Origin of the sequence: Pelagibius sp. (assembly GCF_965227505.1) — a bacterium.
Classification (GTDB): domain Bacteria; phylum Pseudomonadota; class Alphaproteobacteria; order Kiloniellales; family Kiloniellaceae; genus Pelagibius.
In genome coordinates, this window is sequence record NZ_OZ245757.1 from 1,150,242 (window position 1) to 1,173,680 (window position 23,439).

22 protein-coding genes and 1 tRNA gene are annotated in these 23,439 nt (G+C 65.7%); 12 read left to right on the forward strand and 11 right to left on the reverse strand.

Annotated elements, in window-relative coordinates; all coding sequences use genetic code 11:
- Positions 1-107: 107 nt before the first annotated feature.
- The 4 genes from ACO06P_RS05520 to ACO06P_RS05535 all read left to right on the forward strand — a co-directional run bounded on the left by ACO06P_RS05520 (position 108) and on the right by ACO06P_RS05535 (position 3,600).
- Positions 108-182: transfer RNA gene (locus tag ACO06P_RS05520), tRNA-Val, on the forward strand.
- A 216-nt stretch (positions 183-398) separates the two neighbouring features.
- On the forward strand, positions 399-1,112 hold the full coding sequence (locus tag ACO06P_RS05525; protein ID WP_420349006.1) for a hypothetical protein: 714 nt from the start codon (positions 399-401) through the stop codon (positions 1,110-1,112).
- Between the two features lie 213 nt (positions 1,113-1,325).
- Positions 1,326-3,107, forward strand: coding sequence for a monovalent cation:proton antiporter-2 (CPA2) family protein (locus ACO06P_RS05530; protein WP_420349007.1), 1,782 nt, complete (start codon positions 1,326-1,328; stop codon positions 3,105-3,107).
- 7 nt (positions 3,108-3,114) lie between these two features.
- Positions 3,115-3,600, forward strand: coding sequence for a PaaI family thioesterase (locus tag ACO06P_RS05535; RefSeq protein ID WP_420349008.1), 486 nt, complete (start codon positions 3,115-3,117; stop codon positions 3,598-3,600).
- A 35-nt stretch (positions 3,601-3,635) separates the two neighbouring features.
- Here the strand turns inward: ACO06P_RS05535 and ACO06P_RS05540 are convergent, their stop codons facing one another.
- The 4 genes from ACO06P_RS05540 to ACO06P_RS05555 all read right to left on the reverse strand — a co-directional run bounded on the left by ACO06P_RS05540 (position 3,636) and on the right by ACO06P_RS05555 (position 6,602).
- Complete coding sequence (locus ACO06P_RS05540) at positions 3,636-3,818, reverse strand: hypothetical protein (RefSeq protein WP_420349009.1); 183 nt, start codon at positions 3,816-3,818, stop codon at positions 3,636-3,638.
- Positions 3,819-3,860: 42 nt separating this feature from the next.
- A complete protein-coding gene (locus ACO06P_RS05545; RefSeq protein ID WP_420349010.1) occupies positions 3,861-4,016 on the reverse strand; it encodes a hypothetical protein in 156 nt (51 codons plus the stop codon).
- A 124-nt stretch (positions 4,017-4,140) separates the two neighbouring features.
- A complete protein-coding gene (locus ACO06P_RS05550) occupies positions 4,141-5,376 on the reverse strand; it encodes a YeeE/YedE family protein (RefSeq protein ID WP_420349011.1) in 1,236 nt (411 codons plus the stop codon).
- A gap of 209 nt (positions 5,377-5,585) precedes the next feature.
- Complete coding sequence (locus ACO06P_RS05555) at positions 5,586-6,602, reverse strand: sulfurtransferase (protein WP_420349012.1); 1,017 nt, start codon at positions 6,600-6,602, stop codon at positions 5,586-5,588.
- Between the two features lie 490 nt (positions 6,603-7,092).
- Between ACO06P_RS05555 and ACO06P_RS05560 the strand changes: the two genes are divergently transcribed.
- Positions 7,093-8,124, forward strand: coding sequence for a hypothetical protein (locus tag ACO06P_RS05560; RefSeq protein ID WP_420349013.1), 1,032 nt, complete (start codon positions 7,093-7,095; stop codon positions 8,122-8,124).
- 138 nt (positions 8,125-8,262) lie between these two features.
- Complete coding sequence (locus ACO06P_RS05565) at positions 8,263-8,715, forward strand: BLUF domain-containing protein (protein WP_420349014.1); 453 nt, start codon at positions 8,263-8,265, stop codon at positions 8,713-8,715.
- 53 nt (positions 8,716-8,768) lie between these two features.
- Here ACO06P_RS05565 and ACO06P_RS05570 read toward each other — a convergent pair whose 3' ends face one another.
- Complete coding sequence (locus ACO06P_RS05570) at positions 8,769-9,488, reverse strand: SOS response-associated peptidase (RefSeq protein ID WP_420349015.1); 720 nt, start codon at positions 9,486-9,488, stop codon at positions 8,769-8,771.
- A gap of 232 nt (positions 9,489-9,720) precedes the next feature.
- Here ACO06P_RS05570 and ACO06P_RS05575 point away from each other — a divergent pair, with 232 nt between their 5' ends.
- Positions 9,721-11,760, forward strand: coding sequence for a ribonucleoside-diphosphate reductase subunit alpha (locus ACO06P_RS05575; RefSeq protein WP_420349016.1), 2,040 nt, complete (start codon positions 9,721-9,723; stop codon positions 11,758-11,760).
- Between the two features lie 178 nt (positions 11,761-11,938).
- Positions 11,939-12,898 (forward strand): ribonucleotide-diphosphate reductase subunit beta, encoded by a 960-nt coding sequence (locus ACO06P_RS05580; RefSeq protein ID WP_421935157.1) that lies wholly within the window; start codon positions 11,939-11,941, stop codon positions 12,896-12,898.
- Positions 12,899-13,049: 151 nt separating this feature from the next.
- Here ACO06P_RS05580 and ACO06P_RS05585 read toward each other — a convergent pair whose 3' ends face one another.
- From ACO06P_RS05585 to ACO06P_RS05600, 4 genes are all read right to left on the reverse strand, one after another.
- The gene (locus ACO06P_RS05585; protein ID WP_420349017.1) at positions 13,050-13,583 is read right to left on the reverse strand and encodes a hypothetical protein; all 534 of its coding nucleotides are present in this window, start codon (positions 13,581-13,583) and stop codon (positions 13,050-13,052) included.
- Positions 13,584-13,718: 135 nt separating this feature from the next.
- Complete coding sequence (locus ACO06P_RS05590; protein WP_420349018.1) at positions 13,719-14,783, reverse strand: hypothetical protein; 1,065 nt, start codon at positions 14,781-14,783, stop codon at positions 13,719-13,721.
- A gap of 226 nt (positions 14,784-15,009) precedes the next feature.
- Positions 15,010-15,474, reverse strand: a complete 465-nt coding sequence (locus tag ACO06P_RS05595; RefSeq protein ID WP_420349019.1) for a gamma-glutamylcyclotransferase — start codon at positions 15,472-15,474, stop codon at positions 15,010-15,012.
- A gap of 38 nt (positions 15,475-15,512) precedes the next feature.
- Positions 15,513-15,959 (reverse strand): VOC family protein, encoded by a 447-nt coding sequence (locus ACO06P_RS05600; protein WP_420349020.1) that lies wholly within the window; start codon positions 15,957-15,959, stop codon positions 15,513-15,515.
- A 209-nt stretch (positions 15,960-16,168) separates the two neighbouring features.
- Between ACO06P_RS05600 and ACO06P_RS05605 the strand changes: the two genes are divergently transcribed.
- Both ACO06P_RS05605 and cysQ read left to right on the forward strand, forming a co-directional pair.
- Positions 16,169-18,505, forward strand: coding sequence for a xanthine dehydrogenase family protein molybdopterin-binding subunit (locus ACO06P_RS05605; protein ID WP_420349021.1), 2,337 nt, complete (start codon positions 16,169-16,171; stop codon positions 18,503-18,505).
- 69 nt (positions 18,506-18,574) lie between these two features.
- On the forward strand, positions 18,575-19,384 hold the full coding sequence (cysQ, locus tag ACO06P_RS05610) for a 3'(2'),5'-bisphosphate nucleotidase CysQ (protein ID WP_420349704.1): 810 nt from the start codon (positions 18,575-18,577) through the stop codon (positions 19,382-19,384).
- 10 nt (positions 19,385-19,394) lie between these two features.
- Here the strand turns inward: cysQ and parA are convergent, their stop codons facing one another.
- On the reverse strand, positions 19,395-20,030 hold the full coding sequence (parA, locus tag ACO06P_RS05615) for a ParA family partition ATPase (protein WP_420349022.1): 636 nt from the start codon (positions 20,028-20,030) through the stop codon (positions 19,395-19,397).
- A 384-nt stretch (positions 20,031-20,414) separates the two neighbouring features.
- Here parA and ACO06P_RS05620 point away from each other — a divergent pair, with 384 nt between their 5' ends.
- Entirely contained in the window at positions 20,415-21,386 is a 972-nt protein-coding gene (locus ACO06P_RS05620; RefSeq protein WP_420349023.1) for an L-threonylcarbamoyladenylate synthase, read from the forward strand.
- A gap of 66 nt (positions 21,387-21,452) precedes the next feature.
- Positions 21,453-22,895, forward strand: coding sequence for an FAD-binding oxidoreductase (locus ACO06P_RS05625; RefSeq protein WP_420349024.1), 1,443 nt, complete (start codon positions 21,453-21,455; stop codon positions 22,893-22,895).
- Here ACO06P_RS05625 and ACO06P_RS05630 read toward each other — a convergent pair.
- Positions 22,892-23,434 (reverse strand): nucleotidyltransferase domain-containing protein, encoded by a 543-nt coding sequence (locus ACO06P_RS05630; protein WP_420349025.1) that lies wholly within the window; start codon positions 23,432-23,434, stop codon positions 22,892-22,894. The genes ACO06P_RS05625 and ACO06P_RS05630 overlap by 4 nt on opposite strands.
- Positions 23,435-23,439: the final 5 nt, after the last annotated feature.

The following is a 23,439-nucleotide window of genomic DNA, read 5'->3' on the forward strand; positions in this document are numbered from 1 at the left end:
AAAACGGGAGATTTCCGCGGTCTTGACAGCCTGCGGTGCCTGTCCTACACCACGCAGCCGCCGCCGAGGGCGGGTGGCCCCGGCCAAAGGGGTCAAAACCATCAATCGGGCGATTAGCTCAGCGGGAGAGCGCTCGCTTCACACGCGAGAGGTCGCTGGTTCAATCCCAGCATCGCCCACCATCGCACTCCTGCCCCATTCCTGCCCATTCCCGCAGTTTCGTCCGGCAGACGTCGCCGGACACCGGGCTTTGGCACTCTCCACTTCGCAGGTTTAAGCAGGCAGACTCGATGGGCAGACTCACCGCGCATCTCAGGTTGTGAGTTTGGCCACTGCAGATACCGCATCGCCACGAGAGAGTATCAATTGGCCGCGATGATCGTGCGGAGTGGGAGAGCATGGCAAGCGAGACATCAGGAAAACCAGCCGCGGATTACGTTCTGGGCCGACTCGTCCTGGACTACTTCCGGGCCTTCATGTGGCCCCTGGTCGCCGTCGTCGTGGTGCTGGTTTATCAGAACGACGTGCGGACTCTGGTCTTCGAACGTGAAATCGACGTGTTCGGCGTCAGGATCGGCGCCAAGGTCGAGCAGATCGAATCCCAGGCCCTGGCGGAAATCGCCGATGTCCGGCTTCTGCTGGAGGCCCAGCAGTCCAGCGGGGGCGAGGGCGGCAACCCCGAAATCGCCCGCGACATCGATGCCAAGCTCGAAACCCTGGAGCGCAATCTTTCCCGGGAGATTGCGGAGGTCCAGAGCGTCCAGCAAACGCGCCGCCCGGCACCGCCTCCGCAGCGACCGGCGCCCTCGCCCGCCGCCGCGGTGAGCCCGACGACGCTGGCCGCTGCGGCCGAGCGCCGCGGCTTCGAAGCCTTGGTCAAGCACGACGTCGCAACAGCCATTGCCGCCTTCGACGAAGCGCGGCGCATCCTGCCGGACTACCGCAATGTCGCCGAGATCGGAAATGCACTGCGCAGGTTCGAAGATCGACTGAAAGACCCGGAAAGCCCCATGTGGGCGCAGCTCTACCGGGAAATCCTGACCCGCTATTCCTGGGGGCTGCCGGACGATCTGCGCAGTGTTATCCGCAGAGGCGCCAAACAGGCATACTGAGCGGTAGACCGGGAAGCCCTTCGACAGACGCACGGCCACGCCGCTGTCCAGAGCTTCCGCAAGGATCCACAAGGTACAGATGCACAAGACGGTGGCGCCACAGCGCTGCCGCCTTATGATCCTCTGCGTGTTGCATCGGCTGGGCGGGGACACGGGCAACGCAGATCCTTCGCCTGCAAACGATGAAAACCTCAGGCGTCGGTGGAGCGGTCCTTGGCAATTCTTTCGCAAGCAGCAGTGTTTCTGGGTGCGGCGGTCATCGCCGTACCGCTGGCAAAGCGGTTCGGTTTCGGTGCGATTCTGGGTTATCTCGCCGCGGGCCTCGCCATCGGCCCGGGCGGGTTCGGCCTCATTGCCGAGGTCGATGCGGTCCTCCACTTTGCCGAGTTCGGCGTCGTCCTGCTGCTTTTCGTGATCGGGCTGGAACTGCAGCCGAGCCGCCTCTGGGCCATGCGCAAATCCGTCTTCGGCCTCGGCCTTGCGCAGGTCGTCATCACCGCCGTGCCGCTGGGCATCGCCGCCTTGCTCTACGGCCAGCGCTTCGAGACGGCAGTCATCATCGGCCTCAGCCTCGCGCTTTCCTCCACCGCCTTCGCTCTGCAAAGCCTGGCCGAGAAGAACGAGCTGACCACCCGCCACGGCCGCTCGGCCTTTTCGATCCTGCTGTTCCAGGATCTGGCGGTCATACCTCTGCTCGCCCTCATCCCGCTGCTGGCCGCCGACGACGCCGGGTCCGAGACCGCGGGCGGCTGGATCGACGCCGCCATCGTCATCGCGGTCCTCGTCGCCATCGTCGTGGGAGGGCGATACCTGCTGCGCTACGCGCTGAGGATCGTCGCAGTCACCAAGGTGCGGGAGATCTTTACCGCCATGGCGTTGCTGACGGTGACGGGTACGGCCCTGGCCGTCGAAGCGGTCGGCCTGTCGATGGCTCTGGGCGCTTTCCTGGCCGGCGTGCTGCTGGCCGATTCCGAGTACCGCCATGCACTGGAGGCCGACATCGAGCCCTTCAAGGGCCTGTTGCTGGGCCTCTTCTTCATCGCCGTCGGCATGTCCTTGAATGTTGCGCTGATCGCCGAGCGGCCGATTGAGATCGCCGGTTGGGTGATCTTCCTGATGACGACCAAGGCCCTGGTGCTGATCGCCCTCGGCCGTCTGAGCGGCCTCAGCTGGTCTTCGGCGCGCAACCTCGCGGCTGCCATATCCCAGGGCGGTGAGTTCGCCTTTGTGATCTTCGGCATTGCGGTGGCCGCCCGGCTCATGGACAGCGGGCTTTCCGATCTGCTGATCGTCGTGGTGACGCTCTCCATGGCGGCGACACCCTTGGCCGCGGCGGCCAACAACCGCCTCTTCGCCCATCGCGGCAGCGGCGGCGGCGAGGGGCCGGCGGAGCCGGTGCCCCTGGAAGAGAACCAGGTCATCATCGCCGGCTTCGGACGCTTTGGGCAGATCGTCGCGCGCATCCTCAGGGCCCGCAAGATCGGCTTCACCGCGCTGGACGTGAGCGCCGAACAGGTCGACTTCGTCAAACGGTTCGGCAGCAAGATCTACTACGGCGATGCGTCACGGCTCGACCTTCTGCGTGCAGCCCAGGCGGCCAAGGCGGAGATCTTCGTGCTGGCCATCGACGATGTCGAGGCCTCGCTGCGCACCGCCGAAACGGTCGTCGAACACTTCCCGAACCTCACGATCTACGCCCGGGCACGCAACCGCAAGCACGCCCATCAACTGATGGACCTGGGCGTCAGGATCATCCGCCGCGAAACACTGCACGCCAGCCTGGATCTTTCGCAGGCGGTGCTCCGGGGTCTCGGCCTGTCGCAGCGCGAGGCCGAACGTACGGTGAAGACTTTCCAGGAGCACGATGAACGGCGTTTGCTCATGCAGCACGCCGAACACAACGACGAGGAAAAAATGATCTATCTGGCGAAGGAAGCGGCGGAAGAGCTGGAGGAGCTCTTCGAAGAAGACCGCAAAGCGGAAGCTGCCGAGTAGCGGCGGCATGAACGAAGAGACTGCAGCACCCCCGCCTCTGGTTCCCCGCGACACCCTTCGCAAGCTCAGCGGCCTCGCGCTGCTCCAGGGCATGCTGGAGGGACGGTATCCGCCCCCGCCCATGGCCGAGACCCTGGACTTTCATCTGCTCTCGGTCGCCCGCGGGCAGGTGGTCTTTCGCGGTCACCTGGCCGGACGCTTCTACAATCCGCTGGGGACCGTCCACGGCGGTTATTCGGCCACCCTGCTGGATTCGGCCATGGCCTGCGCCGTGCATAGCACCCTGGAGCCGGGTGAGATCTACACCACCATGGAATTCAAGGTTCAGTTGGTGCGCGCCTTGACGGAAGACCTCGGCACGGTTCTGTCGACAGGCAAGGTGCTGCATCGCGGTCGGCGTTCCGCCACTGCGGAAGCGAACCTGACATCCGAAGACGGAAAGCTGTTCGCCCACGGCACAACGACCTGCATGATCATGCCTCTAGGGTCGTGACCTTGCCGGACCGGGAGGGTGAAGCCGCAGCCGGCTCAGGCGGATTTGGAGGCCCTGTAGACTGCGTCGGGAGCGTTGCTGTTGTGCGCGCCGGGCGGGTGCGCGCTGCCGGAGACGAGTTGCCCGGAATGCCGATAGGCACGCCGGCCCCGCAGGACTTCCTGCAGGCTGCGCAGCGGGCGCTGGAGATAGGGGCTGACGGGCTTTGACGGCTTCATGTCTCTATCTACGGCAGTATCGTCCTGAAGGTTTCGCGATCCTCAGCCTTCGCGCCAGGCAGCGGTGGATTTGCAGCGCTTGCAGATGCGCTCGCCATGCCAGGCGCTTTCGAAGCGGTCCCGGCACATCAGACAGCGCCTGACAATCGCTTCCTGCGGTACGTTTGCCGCCGGCTTCTTGAAAGATGACTGTTTCATGACGTCGATATGGGGACGGATGCAAACATTTCAAGGAGTTATAAGCTTACTCTAAGGTTACCAAAGGCCCCGCAACTGCCACGAAAGGTCGTAAGGAGATGAAATTCCTAGATCCGGCCGGGCGTCAGGCCATCTGGGCGCGGGCCCGGTCCCTTCGGCCGCTGTCCAGACCAAAAAGCGGCCTGAGCGCGTTGCCCAGATAGCTGCCGCCCAGGCCGGCGGCGAACCACAGCCAACCGTGCAGACTGCCGGAGGCGACACCGCTGAAATAGGCCCCCACGTTGCAGCCATAGGCCAGACGCGCACCGTAGCCCATGAGCAGGCCGCCCAGAGCCGCGGCCAGCACTGTGCGCCAGGGCAGCCGCCAGGCCGGATTGAACTTTCCGGCCAGCCCTGCCGCGAGCAGGGCGCCGACGATCACCCCGAAGTTCATCACCGAGGTGCTGCTCTCGAAGACCGATCCCGCCAGCGCGCGGCTGGGGAAGGGCCAGGTCCAAAAGGCCCAGGCCGAGAGGTCGATGCCGGCGGCGCTGGCAAGCTTGCCCGCCCAAAGCGTGTAGCCGAAGCTGATGGTCCAGGGATGGCCCGCGGAAACCAGGGTGACCGCATTCAGCAGCGCCAGCAGGACTGCACCCCAGAGCAGCGGCCAGGGGCCGGAGACGAACCGCCGCCAGCCGCGTGTCGCCCCGTCCCGCGGCACCGCGGTGGGCCGCCGCCGTTCGACCCAGAGCGTAAGGCCGGCGATGCCGGCCAGAAACGCGAGCTGCGCGCCAAGCGCCGGGAGCAGACCCCACTCCCTGAGAATGGAGATGCTGCCGAGGCTGGGCGTGTCGATCCACCAGGGCATATGCATGCTGCCGATCAGCGAACCGACCATAAAAAAGATCAGGGTGAAGACCATGCGGGTGGACCCGCCGCCGACGGTGTAGAGCGTGCCCGAGGCGCAGCCCCCGGCAAGCTGCATTCCGACCCCGAAAATGGCCGCGCCGAAGGCCACGGACAGGCCGAGCGGCGCAACGGCACCGCCGCCCACCGCCTGGCCGAAGAAAGACCCCTGATCGATCAGCGGGAAAAACAGAAGGCTCGCGAGCGCCAGCATCACCATCTGGGCGCGCAGGCCGGCGCCGCGCCCTTCGGCGATGAAGACCCGCCAGGCGGAGGCGAAGCCGAACGCGGCGTGATACAGCACCAACCCCAGGGCGGCGCCGAGCAGATAGAGCCAGGCCATCCGCTGGCTGGCGTCGTCCGCGATGGTGACCATGCCGGCGGCAAGCAACAGCAGCGCCGGCGCCGCCACCCGCCAATCCACCTGGCGCATATTCTCCGCCTTGGCGGCTGCGGCGGTCCCTGCGCTGGTCATCTGCGCCATGCTCTTCCTGTCCTCGGACACCGGAGACCTTTGTTTCCAGTCGCGGCCGCGCGGCGCCGCGACCCGGTTTCAGTAAACCGCAACACCAAGCCTGTCGAGGCGGGGGCACGGCATTGTGAGCAGAGATGAGCAGCCGAGATAAACGGCGGCCACGCGTCTGTACCGAAGGTGCGGGCCCTCGTCATGCGGGCCGCGACGGCCTAGGGCGCGTCCCTGCCACCGGCAGCCACCGGCAGGTCCGGCTGCGCCGTCCAGTCGACCATGGAGCCATCGTAAAGGCGGACGTTCTCCTGCCCCAGAATCTCGCTCTGCACGAACCAGCCGAGCGACGCCCAGTGGCCGGTGTTGCAGAAGGTGATCGTTCCCTCGTCCGAAGCGTCGATGCCGGCCGCCTGCGCGAGGGCGGTGGCCCGGGCCTTGCTGACGAAGCGTCCGGCGCCATCGGTCAGGCGTCCTTCGGGAAGCGACAGCGCGCCGGGGATCGTTCCCGGACGGCGCGCCGCAGGATGGCTGCTCTGCCCCAGGTACTGAGGTGTCGGGCGATTGTCGATCAGCCTCGTACCCGCCTGCAGGGCCGCGACGACGTCGTTCCGGTCCGCAATCAGTTCGGGGCGGAACTGCGCCTTGAAAACAGTCGGATCCGGCGTCGCCGCGCCCGTGGCAATCGGGTTCGCGGGATCGGCGGTGTAGGCGCGGTAGCCGCCGTCCAATATGGAAACCGCATCGTGGCCCAGCACCTTGAAGGTCCAGTAGACGCGGGTCGCGCTGCCCATTTCCAGCGCGCTGGCCCCGGCGGCGACGATCACCACGTGATCCTCATTGCCGATTCCCAGGCCGCCGATCAACGCTTCCAATTCAGCGATCGGCGGCAGCTGCCCGGGCACGCCTGCTTGCGACTTACGCCAGCCGTCGCGCAGATAGTCGCTGTAGACCGAGCCTGGAATGTGACCGCGGGCGAAGACCTCGGCGGAGCCGCCGCTCATCCGGTTGCGGACGTCAAGCAGACGCAGGTCGGCGCGGCCCGCGTTGGCCGTCACCCAGTCGACATCGACCAACGGTCCCGCCGCCTGCCCGGCCTGAACAGGTCCGCCGGCCGGCGCCAGCATCGCGATGCCGGCAACCGCCATCACCGCCCCGAGACCCCGGAGCCCGGGCTTCAGGGCGCCGGCCAGAGTGGCGAAGGCCGACCTTGCATCTAAGGCGCCGGTGGAGCGCATGTGCCTGTTCTCCTGCTGCAAGCCTCTATGATTTCAGCATTCCACAAAGTAAAATATATTTAAATAACTAACTCAATATGTATTTTATGCCGCTATTTTGCCTCTTGCGGTTTCGCGCGGCAGTCGATTGAACAGGACGTATTCGGGGCAGAGGGTGCCCAAAAGTCTGTTTTCCATAGGGCATTGTTCAAGAAGGGGGACCATGCCGGCCATTTCTGTGGCACCCGCGTCAGAACTGGCGCGCGGGGCGGTAATGGTTGACGTCGTTGTCGATCCGGCCGATGAAAGTCGCCGGACGAACCGCCATTTAAGATCGGGCATCGACGACCGGGCAATGAAAACCGGGTCTTTCACATCGCCGCGGCCTGCGGGAGGCCGGCGCAGAGGCTTGCTCGCCGGCCGCCTTCCGGGGGTCGGGTGCGGGCCCGATCAGAAACACCGCCGCATTGCGGGACGGCCACGAGAGCCGTTTTTCCTGAGGGGAGTTTCCATGATCTTGACCGGCAAAGGACGCCGCGGCTTCGGGACCGTGGCAGCCGTTGTTCTTATCGGGTCCGTCGCCGCTGGCTGTACCGAGGTCAAAGACACCTTGGAAGGTGCCAGCGAGAGCGTCTCCAGCATTTTCGACGACGAGACACCCCTGCCCTCCGGCGAGCAAGGCGCCTTGGTGGACAGCGCGGCGCTGAACGCGCTCTATGACGAAGGCCTGCGGCTGCGCGAGGGCGGCGCCGAGGAAGAGGCGCTGGTCCGGTTTCGCGAAGCGGCCGTACGCGGCCATGGGCCGGCGGCCTATGAACTGGGCGAAGCCTACAACGCCGGCCGCGGCGTCGATCAGGATCTGGACGAAGGCGCCAAGTGGATCAACGCAGCGGCGACCCGCGGCGAGCCGCGCGCGCAGTATGTACTGGGCTCCGCCTACTATGCCGGCGATGACGTCCAGCAGGACTTCATCCGTGCCGTCCGCTACCTGGGCGATTCCGCCGAGCAGGGCTACGCCCCCGCCCAGTACCTCCTCGCGGAGTGCTACGCGAACGGGCGCGGGGTGACCAAGAACCTCTCCTGGGCTGCGCGCTGGTACGGCAAGGCCGCCGAGCAGGGCCACACCGAAGGCGCCTTCTCCTACGGTGTGGTCCAGGCGGCCGGCCTTGGTGTGCCGGAGAACCTGGTTTCCGGCTATTCCTGGCTTTCGGTCGCCGACCAGCAAGGTCACGCCACGGCCCTAGAGATCCGCGCCGCCATCGCCAACAACATGTCCGCCCAGGAGCTGCAGAGCGGCAAGGCGCGGGCAGCGACCTTCCAGGCGGTCGAGGAAACCGTGTTCGCGGACAAGCCGACGATCATGTTCGTGCAGCACAGCCTCAACCAGCTTGGCTTCAATGCCGGCGTGGTCGACGGACTGATGGGCCCGCGCACCCGCGGTGCCATCGGCGCCTATCTGACCAGTGTCGGGGCCGAGAGCGAGGCGGCGGTAACGCCCGAGCTTGTGCAGCGCCTCTTCGAAAGCCAGCAGAACACCGCCTGACCGCCTTCCAATCCGGCGATCTGCACCTTCAGGCCGTCTGCCGGTCGGCGGCAGCGGCCTGCCGGTCTTTGAGGTAATGCTAAATTAACCAGCTTTGGGCAGGCTGCTTATCCTCCCAACGAGTCCATGGGCAAGAGCTTGACCGCATCCCCGCTCTACAGGCTGCTCTACATGAGCACGGCCCGTCACGACATGTCCGACGGCGATCTGGAGGCCATCCTCGTGGATGCCCGCCGCGCCAATGCCGCTGCGGGCATCACGGGTATGCTGCTCTATGGCGACCGCCACTTCCTGCAGTGCCTGGAAGGGGAGCGGCAGACTGTCGAAGCGCTTTATGATCGGATCGCCGCCGACCCGCGGCATCGGGGCATGACCCGGCTGATCGCAGGTCCGATCGACGAGCGGGCCTTTCCCGACTGGTCGATGGGCTTCCGGCGGCTGGACCGGGATCAGGCGGCCGCGGTCGCCGGCTTCGTCGACCTCGCAAGGCAGGACGTTACCGATGTGCTCCCGCCTGAGATTCCGCAAGAAGTCGCTGTGTTCATGGAACACTTTTCCCGGCACAACATCCTGCTGTCCCGCGACCGCTAGTCAGCCCCGGACCGCTAGTCAGAAAGCGCCCCCGCGTGCCCCAGCGCGCAGCGTCAAATCAGCTTCAGTTGCGCGGGGGACTCCGGCAGCACGTCCTCTTCGAGCAGTCCGGCGTCGTCTTCGCGAACCGCGTTCACGCGCTTTGAGACCGGCGTCAGGGTCACCGCCGCCGCGGGCAGCGGCTGCAGCAACGGAAAAAGCTCGCCCTGGCCGCTGGCGGGATCGAGCCAGGGGCCAACGGCCTCCGGTCTCAGGATGACGGGCATGCGATGATGCACCGCGGCCATCTTGTCGTTGGCCTGAGTGGTGATCAGCGCGCAGGTTCCAGTTGTCCCCGCCTCCGCAGCGGCGCGGTCCCCCGGCTCCCAGACCGCGGCAAAGGCAAATGGCGCCGCGTCGACAAGGCGCACGCAGTAGGGCTGGCGGTTGCCGTCCTGCCGCCATTCATAGAAGCCGTCGGCGAAGACCACACAGCGGCGCTGGCGGAAGGCGGCGCGGAAGGACGGCTTCTCCGCCACGGTCTCGGCGCGGGCATTGATCAGCGGGGTCGCCCGGCGGCCGCTTTCAGCCGCCCCCTCCCCCTTGGCCCAGGAGGGCACAAGGCCCCAGCGCAACCAGGTGAACTGCCGCCGGCGCTGGGCATCCAGGCGCATCGCCGCCACCGCCTGCCCGGGCGCGACATTGAACCGCACCGTCAGATTCGGCAGTTCGGGAAAGCCGAAAAGCCGCTGCAGCGCCTCGACCGGGGCTGTCAGAAGGAAACGTCCGCACATCTCTCAAAAACTTTGTCTGTGGGTAACCGGCGCAATGCCCTTGCTCTGCCACACCGCTGCGCTACTATGATTAATGTTCTCATTTTGTTCATGATGACAGAATCAAGACCGCTGGCTAGATTTGGCCCATATCTGGTGTGGGCGCTGGGAATCAACCCCAGATATTGTTACCACAATTGAATATCACAGTGATCCACAGGTGGATCGAACTGTGGACTGAGGGGAACCAAACATGGATGGATCGGGTATTTTCGGGCGCAGCGGAACCGTCGACAGCGATGTCGAAACCGGGCCGGTCACTGTGGATAAAGAAGTCGCCACGGAAAGACAACCCGACGAATCCAGAACCCGGGGCGCGGACACCGGCAGCGCGGCGAAAGATCTGCCCGACGATCTGCCCGAGGATCTGCTGGGCAACGGCGAGATTCGCGACGAGTTCCAGAACGAGCGCGGCATTCACGTGCGCATCCACCGGGAGCGCGACGACCTGCTGACCGCGTTCGGCAAGGCGACCCTGACCGACCGCTATCTGATGCCGGGCGAGAGCTTCCAGGATCTCTTTGCCCGCGTCGCCGCCCACTATGCCGACGACAGCGCCCATGCCCAGCGCCTCTACGACTATATCTCGAAGCTCTGGCTGATGCCCTCTACGCCGGTGCTGTCCAACGGCGGCACGACACGCGGCCTGCCGATCTCGTGTTTTCTCAACGAGGCGGGCGACAGCCTGGATGGAATCGTCGGGCTGTGGAACGAAAACGTGTGGCTGGCCGCGCGCGGCGGCGGCATCGGCAGCTACTGGGGCAACCTGCGCTCGATCGGCGAGAAGGTCGGCCAGAACGGCAAGACCTCCGGCATCATCCCCTTCATCCGGGTGATGGATTCGCTCACGCTGGCGATCAGCCAGGGCTCGCTCAGGCGCGGCTCGGCGGCCTGCTACATCCCCGTCTCCCATCCGGAGATCGAGGAGTTCGTTGAGATGCGCCGGCCCACCGGCGGCGATCCGAACCGCAAGGCGCTGAACCTGCACCACGGCGTGGTGATCAGCGACGCCTTCATGCGCGCCGTCGAAAAGGACGAGGAATGGGGGCTGCTGAGCCCCAAGGACAGTGCCGTGATCCGCAAGGTGAAGGCCCGCGATCTCTGGATTCGCATCCTCACCGCCCGCATCGAGACCGGCGAGCCCTACATCATCTATGGCGACCACGTGAACCGGCAGATCCCGGAACACCACAAGCTGGCCGGCCTGACGGTAAAGATGTCGAACCTCTGCAGCGAGATCACGCTGCCGACCGGCATCGACCACCACGGCGTCGACCGCACGGCGGTCTGCTGCCTGGCGTCGATGAACCTGGAGACCTACTTCGAATGGCAGGACAACGAAGCGCTGATCGAAGATGTGATGCGCTTCCTCGACAACGTGCTGCAGGACTTCATCGACAACGCGCCGGATTCCATGGAGCGGGCCAAGTATTCGGCAATGCGCGAGCGCTCCGTCGGCCTGGGCGTCATGGGCTTCCACTCCTTCCTCCAGGCCAACGGCATTCCCATGGAAGGCGTCATGGCGAAGGTCTGGAACAAGCGCATCTTCGCCGCCATCCGCAAGGACGCAGACGCCGCCTCGCGCAAGCTGGCCGAGGAGCGCGGCGCCTGCCCGGATGCCGAGGAGTTCGGCATCATGGAGCGCTTCTCCAACAAGATGGCGGTCGCGCCCACGGCCTCGATTTCGATCATCTGCGGTGGCGCTTCGCCCGGTGTCGAGCCGATCGCCGCCAACAGCTATACCCACAAGACGCTGTCCGGCTCCTTCAACGTGCGCAACAAGCACCTCACCGCGCTGCTGGAGGAAAAGGGGCGGAACACCGAAGAGGTCTGGACGTCGATCACCGTCAACGAGGGCTCGGTCCAGCACCTGGATTTCCTCAGCGATGACGAGAAGGACGTTTTCAAGACGGCTTTCGAGCTGGACCAGCGCTGGCTGATCGAACACGCCGGCGACCGTTCCGAGTTCATCTGCCAGGGCCAATCGCTGAACATCTTCGTGCCCGCCGACGTGCACAAGCGCGACCTGCACCAGATCCACTATCAGGCCTGGAAGAAGGGCGTGAAGAGCCTCTACTACTGCCGCTCCAAATCGATCCAACGGGCGGAATCGGCGGAAGGTGCCGGCACCACCGCAGCCGTGCCGCACCTGGGCAAGATCTCCTCCAAGGAGACGCCGGCCCTGGCGGCCGCCAGCACCACCGACTACGAGGAGTGCCTCGCCTGCCAGTAGGCGCGCCTTAAACGATCAGGCGGCCCCGGCCTTTTCCGACGCAGGCGGCCGCCCAAGCAATGCCTTCCGAAGATTTCAAGTGTGTGTAGGGGATACTTCGGAGGCCCGAGGCCGGCGGTTCGGGGGGACCGCCGGCCTCAGCACCCAAAAAACCCTGCCGTGGGAGAACCAAGACGCCATGTCCCTGCTCGACGCCAGCCCGGTCTACAAACCCTTCCGCTACCCCTGGGCCTATGACGCCTGGCTGATGCAGCAGCGCATCCACTGGCTGCCGGAAGAGGTGCCGCTGGCCGACGACGTGAAGGACTGGAACCGCAACCTGACGGGCGCCGAGCGCAACCTGCTGACCCAGATCTTCCGCTTCTTCACCCAGTCCGACGTGGAAGTGAACAACTGCTACATGAAGCACTACAGCCGGGTCTTCCAGCCGACCGAGGTGCAGATGATGCTGGCCGCCTTCTCCAACATGGAGACGGTGCACATCGCCGCCTACTCGCACCTGCTGGACACCATCGGCATGCCGGAGTCCGAATATTCCGCCTTCCTGCATTACAAGGCGATGAAGGACAAGTACGACTACATGCACGAGTTCGGCTGCGACACGAAGGAGGAGATCGCCAAGACCCTGGCCGTCTTCGGCGCCTTCACCGAGGGCCTGCAGCTCTTCGCCAGCTTCGCGATCCTGCTGAACTTCCCGCGCTTCAACAAGATGAAGGGCATGGGCCAGATCGTCACCTGGTCGGTGCGCGACGAGACCCTGCACACCCAGTCGGCGATCCGGCTGTTCAAGACCTTCATCGAAGAGAATCCGGAAATCTGGACCGAGGCCTTCGAAAAGGATCTCTACCGGGCCTGCGAGACCATCGTCACCCACGAGGACGCCTTCATCGATCTCGCCTTCGAACAGGGCGGCATCGAAGGGCTCGAGGCGGAGGAGGTGAAGACCTACATCCGCTACATCGCCGACCGCCGCCTCACCCAGCTCGGCCTGCAGCCGATCTACCGCACGGAGAAGAACCCCCTGCCCTGGCTGGACGCGATCCTCAACGGCGTCGAGCACGTGAACTTCTTCGAAAACCGCGCCACCGAGTACTCCAAGGCGGCGACCCGGGGGTCCTGGGAAGAGGCCTTCGACTAGGAGGGCATCGTCTTCACCCTTCGAAACGCCCCCTCCCGGGCGCTCCTCAGGGTAAGGACTTGTCTTGACGCCTCATCCTGAGGAGCTTGCGCAGCAAGCGTCTCGAAGGGTGGACTGCCGAAGGACGGTCTGTCGACCGCTCTGAAGGACCTCACTTGTCGCTCAAGGGCCCGTCGTGCGCCACGTAGGCGCCGAAGGCCTGGCGGAAGAAAGCGAGACACCGGGTGAGGCGCAGGCTTCCGTCCGTCGCCTGCTCCACGTAGGGATTGAGTTCGACGACCACGTCCAGGCTGTCGATCTCATGCCAGCGGATCAGGCTCTGAATGCGGTCGAAGAGCGCCCGCTTGCCCGCGATCTTCTCATCCGCCCCGTCACTGCGCGGGTCGGTCCAGGGCATGCGCAGGGTGACCCCCTGGCAGCCCGGCGCGGCGATGCCCGGCAGGTCCCCCTGCAGGTAGACCTCGAACTGGCCGCCGTCGCTGAAGCGATACTCCAGGTCCGGATTGCCGATGGCGCCGATCTCCACCAGCCTGTCGCGCGTCAGTTCCAGCGTCAGGTGGTAGTAGGTCCGTCCGCCGAAGACGTTGTCCTTCACTCCGTCGGCCAGGGCCGGTAACGCAGCGGCAAGTGCCAAAGAGACAGCAACAGTCGCCAGGACCGCCTGCGCCAAACAGATCTTTCGCATGGCTTCCCTTCCGAGACAGCGTTCAACTGCAAACGAAGCTGTGGCAGCGCGGCGATCGCTAACCCAGCCAAGGTAGCGGGTCCGGCACGGTCCGCAACGGACATACAGTACCGGGACCGGAGATTCGGCTTTCTCTTACCGCCCCCGAGCACCCAGCATGTGCTCACGGCAACGCAGATAACGCGGCGATCCGACATAAGGTACATCCATGCCGTAAAGGTATGGAGCCATCGACAGCTTTGAGCAAGCGAACTGGTGATCGAAAGCAGCGTTGGCGAGGCAAGCAGCCGAGGCGCGTCCCTTGAGGTTCTCGAAGCACCAACGGATGTGGCTTACCTGAAACGTTCCATGCAGGGTCACAATGCCGTCCAGCATATTGAAGACCTTGTCGTCAAGGGCCTCCAACTCCTCGGTGCTATAGCAGTCCTCCAAAGACAAGCTGCCTGAGAAGGAACGCTTCACTCCGTTCATCTTTGCAAACATGCGGTTGACCGCACTGGGATGATGCACACTGGGGCAACGATTACGCTCAGTAACATGCTGCCATCCGCCTCCCCAAACTGTCGCGACAAGCGGATTGACGAAGGAGAGCCCAACCTCGAGGTAATTGTGGAAACTCTGCGAGCGCTCAAAGGACTCCTCTTCCTTCTCAAGCAATCGCAGTGCGGAGAAAGGGTCCGTTAGATACCTGACACCGCCACGCACTGCGGTCCAGCGCACATTCAGCGACATCTCGACCTCATCGTCGGTGCAATCGTAGTCCTCGAAGATGCAGAGCAGCGCCAGCCGAAACACCGCGCCGCCGTGCTTCAACGCGATGGCACGCTTCAATAGCGCGTAGGTCTCCCCATTTCCCAGCCCCAGGATTTGCGTGGGCGCACCACGTTGCGGATGGAGGTAGCCCGCCCAGTAAGCAGATTCGGCTAACTGAAAGATGGCCTCCGGGTGATCTCGCTGAGCAGCGCGCTCGAAGTGAGACATGGCAGTCTCGTCGTCTCGCGCCTCATAAAGCGGATCGGCGTAGAGGTAGCCGAGCAGGACATCGGCGTCGGCAAGTCCTTCAGCGCTCAATTCGTCGAGGATCGCCTTGGCCGCGTCGTCCTCCAGATCGGCGAAGTGCTGCGCCGCCTGCTTGAGGCGCGCATCGGGCTCGGCGGCGATGGCGACGGGCGCACCCGAAGCCAGAAGCAAGATGGCCATGGAAGCGCAAGCAAGGCCCGAAAGGCTCTTCCAACGCGATGCCCAAAAAACCTGACGCCAAAACCTGCCCATGCCGCCCCGTCCAACGCTCCATCCCGGATTCAATCTTAGCGATTGTTTCCCGCTCTGTCGCGATGCTTTGAGTGGCGTCGAAGCAGTAGCCGCGACCGCCGCGCTCCCTGCTTAGGCACGACCCGAGGGTCATGCCCGAAGACAGGCGCGGCGCTCAGGCCAGCACCACCTTCATGGCGCTCGTGAGGGTGTAGACGTTGGCGACGGCGAGCAGGCGGCCGTTGTGCTGCACTGGCGCCAACAGGCGCTGCATTTCCCGGCTTTCGAAGGCGTCCAGGCGATCCCAGGCGCCGGGCAGCCTGGGGCTCTCCAGCAGCCTCGCCGAAACGGCCTGGCCTTTGGGGTCCAGGCGCAGCGCCGGCAGGCCCTGGTGCTCGCCCTGGCCGACACGGTCGAGCACGCCTTGCAGCGTCGCTTCCGTCCAGCGGCCGCCGAGCCCGGCGATCTGGTGGTGGTTCGCCTCCCCCGGCGCCAGGGTGCCGTAGATGGCGAGCTTCTCCGAGGGCCTGAAGAGCATCTCGATGACGTCTTCCACGGCTTCATCGTCCCTCGCCAGGCCGAGACGGGCGCGATTCACCCGCATCAGCATCGTCAGCAGGCCGTCATGCTCCAAGGCCATAGGCCCGACACGCTCCCCTCATCTCAAGTCTTTGTCGGTCACGCCTTTGCCGGCAGCGTGACGCTGCCGTCGTCATTCAGCGTCCAAAAGGGATTGAAGGCAACCTCCCAGAGGTGGCCGTCGGGGTCGGCAAAGTAGCCGGAGTAGCCGCCCCAGAAAACCTCCTGCGCCGGCTTGACGATCTTCGCGCCGGCGGCCTCGGCCTCCTGCAGAGTCGCATCCACTGCGGCTTTGTCGCGGACGTTGTAGGCCAGCGTCGTGCCGCCGAAGTTGGCGCCGGGCTTCAAGCCGGCCAGCGGCAGCTCTGCGTCCTCGGCGAGAGCCTCCAGCCCGTAGAGGCCCAGCAGCATGCCGCCCAGCTGATAGAAGGCGACGCGGCCCTCGACACCGTCGCCGAGGGTCCAGCCCAATCCCTCTTCATAGAAGGCGCGGGCGCGCGCCATATCGCGTACGCCCAGGGTCACCATAGAAAGCCGCTGCTCCATCTGCATCGCTCCTGTTTTCGACCGGTTATCATGCGGGCCCGGAGCCTAAACCAGGGGCCAACGAACAATCTCCTGCCAATGCGGAACGGCACGCTGGGCAGCAGCCATGCAGAACTGTCATGACTTTCCTCTTGGTCGCCGCCGCCGGTCTCGCCTATCATTCCGGGTAATTCTTCCGACATCCCTTCTTCACGGAGACCTTAGGACCCATGGGGCGATTTGGCGTTGGCCAGGGCCTGCGCCGGGTGGAAGACGTACGCTTCCTGACCGGCCAGGGCCGTTATAGCGACGATATCAAACTGGAGGGGCAGAGCTACGCCGTCTTGGTGCGCAGCCCCTTTGCACATGCAGAGATCACCGGCATCGATCTCGGCGACGCCAGGGCGGCGCCCGGCGTGCTGGGGGTCTTCACCGCTGAGGACCTGAGCGCCGACGGCGTCGGCGACATCCCCTGCCTGGTGCCCATGCCCGGCAAGAACGGCGGCAAGACCGTGATGCCGCCACACCCGGCACTGGCCCGCGGGCGGGTGCGCCATGTCGGCGATCCGGTCGTACTGGTGGTGGCGGAAAGCGTGGCAGAAGCACGCGATGCCGCCGAACTGGTGATGGTCGACTACGACGAGTTGCCCGCGGTGACCGAGACCCGGACCGCCGCCGCGCCCGGCCAGCCGCAGATCTGGGAGGAGGCCCCCGCCAACACCAGTCTGGTCTGGGAGATGGGCGACGAGGCGGGCACGCGCGCGGCCTTCGACAAGGCCGACCACGTGACGCGGCTGGAGTTCGTCAACAACCGCGTCGTCGTCAACGCGATGGAGCCGCGCGCCACCATCGGCGACTACGACGCGGCCAGCGGGACCTTCACGCTGCACACAGGCAATCAGGGCTCCCACCGCATGCTGGGGCCGCTCAGCGGCATCTTCCAGGTGCCGCAGGAGAAGCTGCGCGTCATCTCGCCCGACGTCGGCGGCGGGTTCGGCATGAAGATCTTCGTCTACCCGGAAACCGTGCTGGTGCTCTTTGCGGCGCGGCGTCTGGGCCGGCCGGTGCGCTGGATTTCCGAGCGCAGCGAAGGCTTCCTCAGCGACACCCAGGGCCGCGACCACGTCACCCTGGCCGAACTGGCGCTGGACTCCAGCGGCAAGGCGCTCGGCCTGCGGGTTACCACCACCGCCAACATGGGCGCCTACCTGTCCAACTTTGCGCCTTTCATTCCGACCGGGTGCTACGGCCCGATGCTGAGCGGTCTCTACACCATTCCTGTGGGCTACACGGAAGTCACCTGTGTGTTCACGAACACCGTTCCGGTCGATGCCTACCGCGGCGCCGGCCGGCCGGAGGCAGCCTACATGATCGAGCGGCTGATGGACGCCGCGGCCCGCGACATGGGGCTCAGCCCCGACGATCTGCGGCGGCGCAACTTCATCGCGCCGGAGGCCCTGCCCTTCACCACCGCCTTCGGCGAAACCTACGACAGCGGCAACTTCGCCGAGATCATGGAGCGCGGCATTGCGGCGGCGGACTGGGCGGGCTTTGCCGAACGCCGCAGGGAGGCATCCAGCCGCGGCAAGCTGCGCGGCCTGGGCCTGGCGAGCTACGGCGAGGTCTGCGGCTCCAACGGCGAGGAAACCGCGCGCCTGAAACTGCGCGAGGACGGCGGCGTCACCCTGTGGATCGGCACACAGTCCAACGGCCAGGGGCACTTCACCGCCTACACACAGCTACTCGCCGACAAGCTGGGACTGGAGCCCGAGCAGGTCGAGATTCATCAGGGCGACTCCTGGGATCTGCCGCAAGGCGGCGGCACCGGCGGTTCGCGCTCGCTGCTGATGGGCGGCATGGCTCTGGACGGCGCGGCGGACAAGGTGATCGAACGCAGCCGCAAGATCGCCGGCCACCTGCTGGAGGCCGCCGAAGCGGATATCGAGTTCGCGGAAGGCATCTTCACCGTCGCCGGCACGGACCGGCGGGTGAGCCTGGCCGACGTCGCCAAGGCGACCCAGGGGGACAGCCTGCCGGAGGACCTGCGCGAGACGCCCGACGAACAGCACCACATCGTCGCCGGCAAGCAGACCTACCCCAACGGCTGTCACCTCTGCGAGCTGGAGGTCGATCCGGAGACCGGCGTGGTGCGCCTGCAGCGCTATGTCGTCGTTGACGACTTCGGAACCCTGGTAAACCCCATGATGGCTGCCGGCCAGGTGCACGGCGGCACGGTTCAGGGCATCGGCCAGGCGCTGCTGGAGCGCACCGTCTACGACGAGAACGGCCAATTGCTGACCGGGTCCTTCATGGACTACTGCATGCCCCGGGCCGACGATCTGCCCTCCATCGAGCTTACCATGGTGGAGGATATGCCCTGCGAGACCAACCCGATGGGCGTGAAAGGCGCCGGCGAGGCGGGGGCCATCGGCGCCTGCCCGGCGGTCATCAATGCGCTGGTTGACGCACTTTCGCCCCTCGGCATCCGTCACATTGACATGCCGGCAACGCCGGAGAAGGTCTGGCGCGCCATCCAGGACGCCCAGCAAAGTCAAGCAGCGGAGTAAGGTTTGAGCACGGAAAACGGCGCCCTGGCGGAAACGGCCGCGGAGATGAACGAGGACTTGAACGGGGAGATGAACGAGGAGGACATCCTCGCCACCCTGAAGCTGATCGCCGAGCGGGCCGGCAAGATCATCCTCGCCTACTACGTCGAAGGTGAGGACATCGAAGTGCGCCACAAGGACGATGCCTCGCCGGTGACCGAGGCGGACGAGGCGGCGGAGACCTTCATTCTCGGCGCCCTGAACACCCTGACGCCGGACATCCCGGTGGTCGCCGAGGAGGCTGTCGCCGGCGGCGAGGTACCGGTCATCGAGGGCAACCGCTTCTGGCTGGTCGATCCGCTGGACGGCACCAAGGAGTTCATCTCGCGCAACGGCGAGTTCACCGTGAACATCGCCCTCATCGAGGACGGTCAGCCGGTGGCCGGCGTCGTCCACGCGCCGGCCATGGCAATGACCTGGGCCGGAATCTGCGGCGAGACGGAGGCCGGCGGCAAGGGGGCCGGCCGGGCGGTCTTCGCGAACACCGACCAGCCGCTGATGGACATCCGTGTGCGCAAACGCCCCGAAGAAGGTGCCGTCGTCGTGGCGAGCCGGCGTCATGGCCAAGGCGAAGACCTGGAGAACTTCCTGAGCAGCTACAAGGTCGCCGAAACGGTCTCCGCCGGCAGTTCCCTGAAGTTCTGCCTCGTCGCATCCGGCCGCGCCGATCTCTACCCGCGCTTCGGGCGCACCATGGAGTGGGATACGGCTGCCGGCCACGCAGTGCTGCTGGCCGCCGGCGGGCAGGTTTACACCCTGGACGACGAACCGCTGGACTACGGCAAGCCCGGCTTCGAGAACCCCTTCTTCTACGCCTCCGGGGAGCCGGCGGCGGGGTGAAGCGAGTCTCCTAAGTCGCCGCTTTCAGCACCTCTTTGGAGAGGGCGCGGATTTCCTGGGCGGCGCGGCTGCTTTTCTGGAACTCCGTGACGCCCTGGCCCTGCAGCATGGCGCCGCCGAAGCCGACCCGGTTGCCGATGCGGCTGCGCGCCACCTTGGCGCCGTAGTCCTTGATCTCCGCCAGCATCTCGTCGGTCAGGTTGGCGCGCGGCGGCACGCGGTTGAGCACCAGCAGCACCTGTGCCCTTTCCTTCTGCGCCAGATCCAGCGTCGGCTCCGTCGCCCAGACGTCCATCGGCGAGGGCTGAATCGGCACGATGACGAGGTGGGCGTGGCGCACCGCGATCTTGGCTTCGGTTTCCGCATGGGGCGGGGAGTCGACGATGACCACGTCGTGATCGCGCTTCAGGCGGTCGATCTCCCCGGCCAGCTTCCAGCCGCCGACGGAACTGATGGTGAGGCCCGCAGTATCGCCGTGCAGCTTCGCGCGCAGCGCATTCCACATGGTCAGCGACTGCTGCGGGTCGATGTCGGCAACCGCAACACGCATCTTCGCCTGGGCATACGCAACCGCAAGATTGGCCGCCAAGGTCGTCTTGCCGGCGCCGCCTTTTTGCTGCGCCACGGTAAGAATCTTTGCGGCCATGCTGCCCACCCGCGCGAATAGCGATTTGCATCGAGTTTGCACATGCAAAATCGTCGGTGCAAGGCAGGTTCGGGCTGGACTTTTCCACAATTGGGCTCTTGACCAGACCACTCGATGAGTCGCAAGCTATACGCACGTGGCCGGAAAACCGGTGACGATATAGCCGCCGCAAAGCCTGTGCGGTGACTCGACAGGAGGTTCCCCAAACCGCGGTAGGAACCGATCCTGGACTGACGAGAGCAAAGGACCGGGGCTAAATGCCCCGGTCTCGTCGTTTGGGGCCTTTCAGTACTCCGCCTGTTGGGTTCTCATTCCTCCAACCGCGCTCTCCCCTGCATCCAACGAGGGTTTTCTTTGCGCTGCCCGTCGTTAGACTGCGCCGCCATGCAGCTGGACAGCGCGAACATCAGGGCAGCGGACGATGCGGGGTTCCGGAAGGCCGCAGAAGTCCTGCAGGCCGGCGGTCTCGTCGCCTTTCCGACCGAGACGGTTTACGGCCTCGGCGCCGATGCGACCAGCGACCGCGCCGTCGCCGGCATCTTCGCAGCCAAGAAGCGCCCGCAGTTCAATCCCCTGATCGTGCATTTCCGTGATGCGGAGGGGGCGGCCAGGGAGGTTGTCTTCGACACCAGGGCTGAGAGCGTGGCGCGGCAGTTCTGGCCCGGCCCCCTGACGCTGGTGTTGCCGCGCCGTCGGGAAAGCGCCCTCTCTTTACTCTGCAGCGCCGGCCTGCAGACCCAGGCGGTGCGCGTGCCCGCCCACCCGGTCGCCCAGCGCCTGCTGAGCGAGGCCGGACTGCCCCTGGCCGCCCCCAGCGCAAATGCCTCGGGCCGAATCAGCCCGACCTGCGCCGAACACGTGGCCCGGTCCCTGGGTGCGCGTGTCGCCGTGATCCTGGACGGCGGACCCTGCGCCGTCGGCCTGGAGTCGACCGTGCTGGATCTCTCCGTCCCGCAGCCGACGATCCTGCGCCCGGGCGCGGTGACGGCGGAAGACCTGGAATCGGTTCTGGGGCCGGTCGCCGATCCCGGCCATGACGCGGCGGTGAAGGCGCCGGGCATGCTGCTCAGTCACTATGCCCCCGCCAAACCGCTGCGCCTCGCCGCCGAGAGTGTGGAGGCCGACGAGGCCCTGCTGGCCTTCGGGCCCCAGGTTCTCCAAGGTGCGATGATGACCTTGAACCTCAGTGAGGCGGGCGATCTTGCCGAGGCCGCAGCCAACCTCTTCGCCCATCTCCACACCCTGGATATGAGCGGGGCCCGGGCGATTGCCGCGATGCCGGTTCCCGACCATGATCTTGGCGTTGCCATCAACGACCGCCTGCGCCGTGCCGCCGCGCCCCGCAGCCATACTTGAGAGCACAGTCTGACCTAGGTTCCGCACATGCTGGTCAGAACATCGGGAGGGTATTAGACTCCGGCTATGGACGCTGCGAGCCCCAAGACCGCTGACTATGATGACCTGCGCGCGAAGCTGACCGCGCTGCTGGGCGAAAAAGGCGTTGTCGGCGATGCCGAGGCCCTCGCCCCCTTCCTGAAAGAACAGCGCGGCCGCTATGAGGGACAGACGCCCTTCATGATCCGCCCGGCAAGCACGGAGGAGGTGTCCAAGGCCGTGGCGCTCTGCGCCGAGGCCGGGGTGCCGATGGTGCCGCAAGGCGGCAACACCGGCCTCGTCGCCGGTGCGGTGCCCTTCGCCGGGGACGATGCGGTCCTGATCAACCTGGGGCGGATGGCGCGCGTGCGCAATCTCGACCCGACCGACTACAGCATCACGGTAGAGGCCGGCTGCATCCTGCAAGACGTCCAGGCCGCCGCCGAAGGCGTCGACCGGCTGTTCCCCCTCAGTCTCGGCGCCGAAGGCTCCTGCCAGATCGGCGGCAATCTCTCCACCAATGCCGGCGGCATTCACGTCCTGCGCTACGGCAATGCCCGCGACCTCGTGCTGGGTCTGGAGGTGGTGCTGGCGGACGGCAGCGTCTGGGACGGGCTCACCGCCCTGCGGAAGGACAACACCGGCTACGATCTGAAGCATCTCTTCATCGGTGCGGAAGGGACCCTGGGGATCATCACCGCGGCAACCCTGAAGCTCTTTCCCCGGCCGCGGGAAACCGCCGTCGCCTTCGTCGCGATCCCGGACCCGGAGGCCGCCATCGACCTGCTGGCCCGTACCCGCAGCGCCTCCGGCGACCGGGTGACCGCCTTCGAGCTGATCCCCCGCATCGGCCTCGACTTTGCCATGCGCCATGTGGATGGGATCGAAGACCCGCTGGCGGAACGCCATGACTGGTACGTGCTGATGGAACTGGCTGCCGGCCAGTCTGATGGTGGACTTGCAGGCGTACTGGAAGACCTGTTGGCCGACGCTCATGAGGGGTCGCTGGTCATCGATGCGGCGCTGGCAGCCAACGAACGCCAGGCCACCGCTTTCTGGCGCATCCGCGAAGGACTGGTCGAAGGTCAGAAGTTCGAGGGCGGCTCCATCAAGCATGATGTTTCGGTTCCCGTTTCCAAGGTGCCGGCCTTCCTGGAGCGCGCCCTGGCCCTCGTCGGGGAGATGGTGCCCGGCATCCGTCCCGTGGCCTTCGGCCACCTGGGCGACGGCAACATCCACTTCAACCTGTCGCAGCCGGAGGATGCCGACCGGGAAGCCTATCTGGCGCGCTGGGACGAGGTGAACCAGGCCGTGCACAGCCTGGTGGTCGAGATGGGCGGTTCGATCTCCGCCGAGCACGGCATCGGCTATATGAAGGTGGCGGAGAACGCACGCTTCAAGGCGCCCCTCGAAATCGAGATGATGCGCCGGGTGAAGACGGCCCTCGATCCTCAAAACCTCATGAATCCGGGCAAGGTGATCGCGGTTTAGCGCGGCCGGTCGCGGAACGCGGCCGGCAGTTCGAGATCGAAGGCCTCGGCCAGCGCCGTGACATCGCGGTGGTCCTTGTCGGTCAGGGCATAACCGCTGTGGGACTGGACCTGGAACGCCGCCGACGTGCAGCGCACCGCCCGGCCGTTCACCTCGCCCCGCCCTTCCAGGGCTTCGGCCGGATAGCACCCCTCGCCCGCTTCCGGCGGGCCGTAGCGTCCGTTGCCCCGGTCATCGAGCACGACCACATGAAGGTCGACGATGCGGCCTGTTTGGTCGCCCAGGGCGAAGTTCCAGGGGCGCGTATCGGGGCGCGGCAGATCGCGATAGCCGCTCCCCTGCAGAAATCCGACCACGTCCTGAAGGTCCTTTTCCTCCACGACGATGTCGAGATCGCTGTGCGCGCGGGTTTGACGACCCAGCAGAGCGTCGACACCCCAGCCGCCGTCAAGCCAGATGCCGATGCCCCGTGCCGCCATCGCGGCACAGAAAGCCGTCACGTCCTCCGCAGTCATGCCTTCGCCGTCTTGACGGCCCATATCGC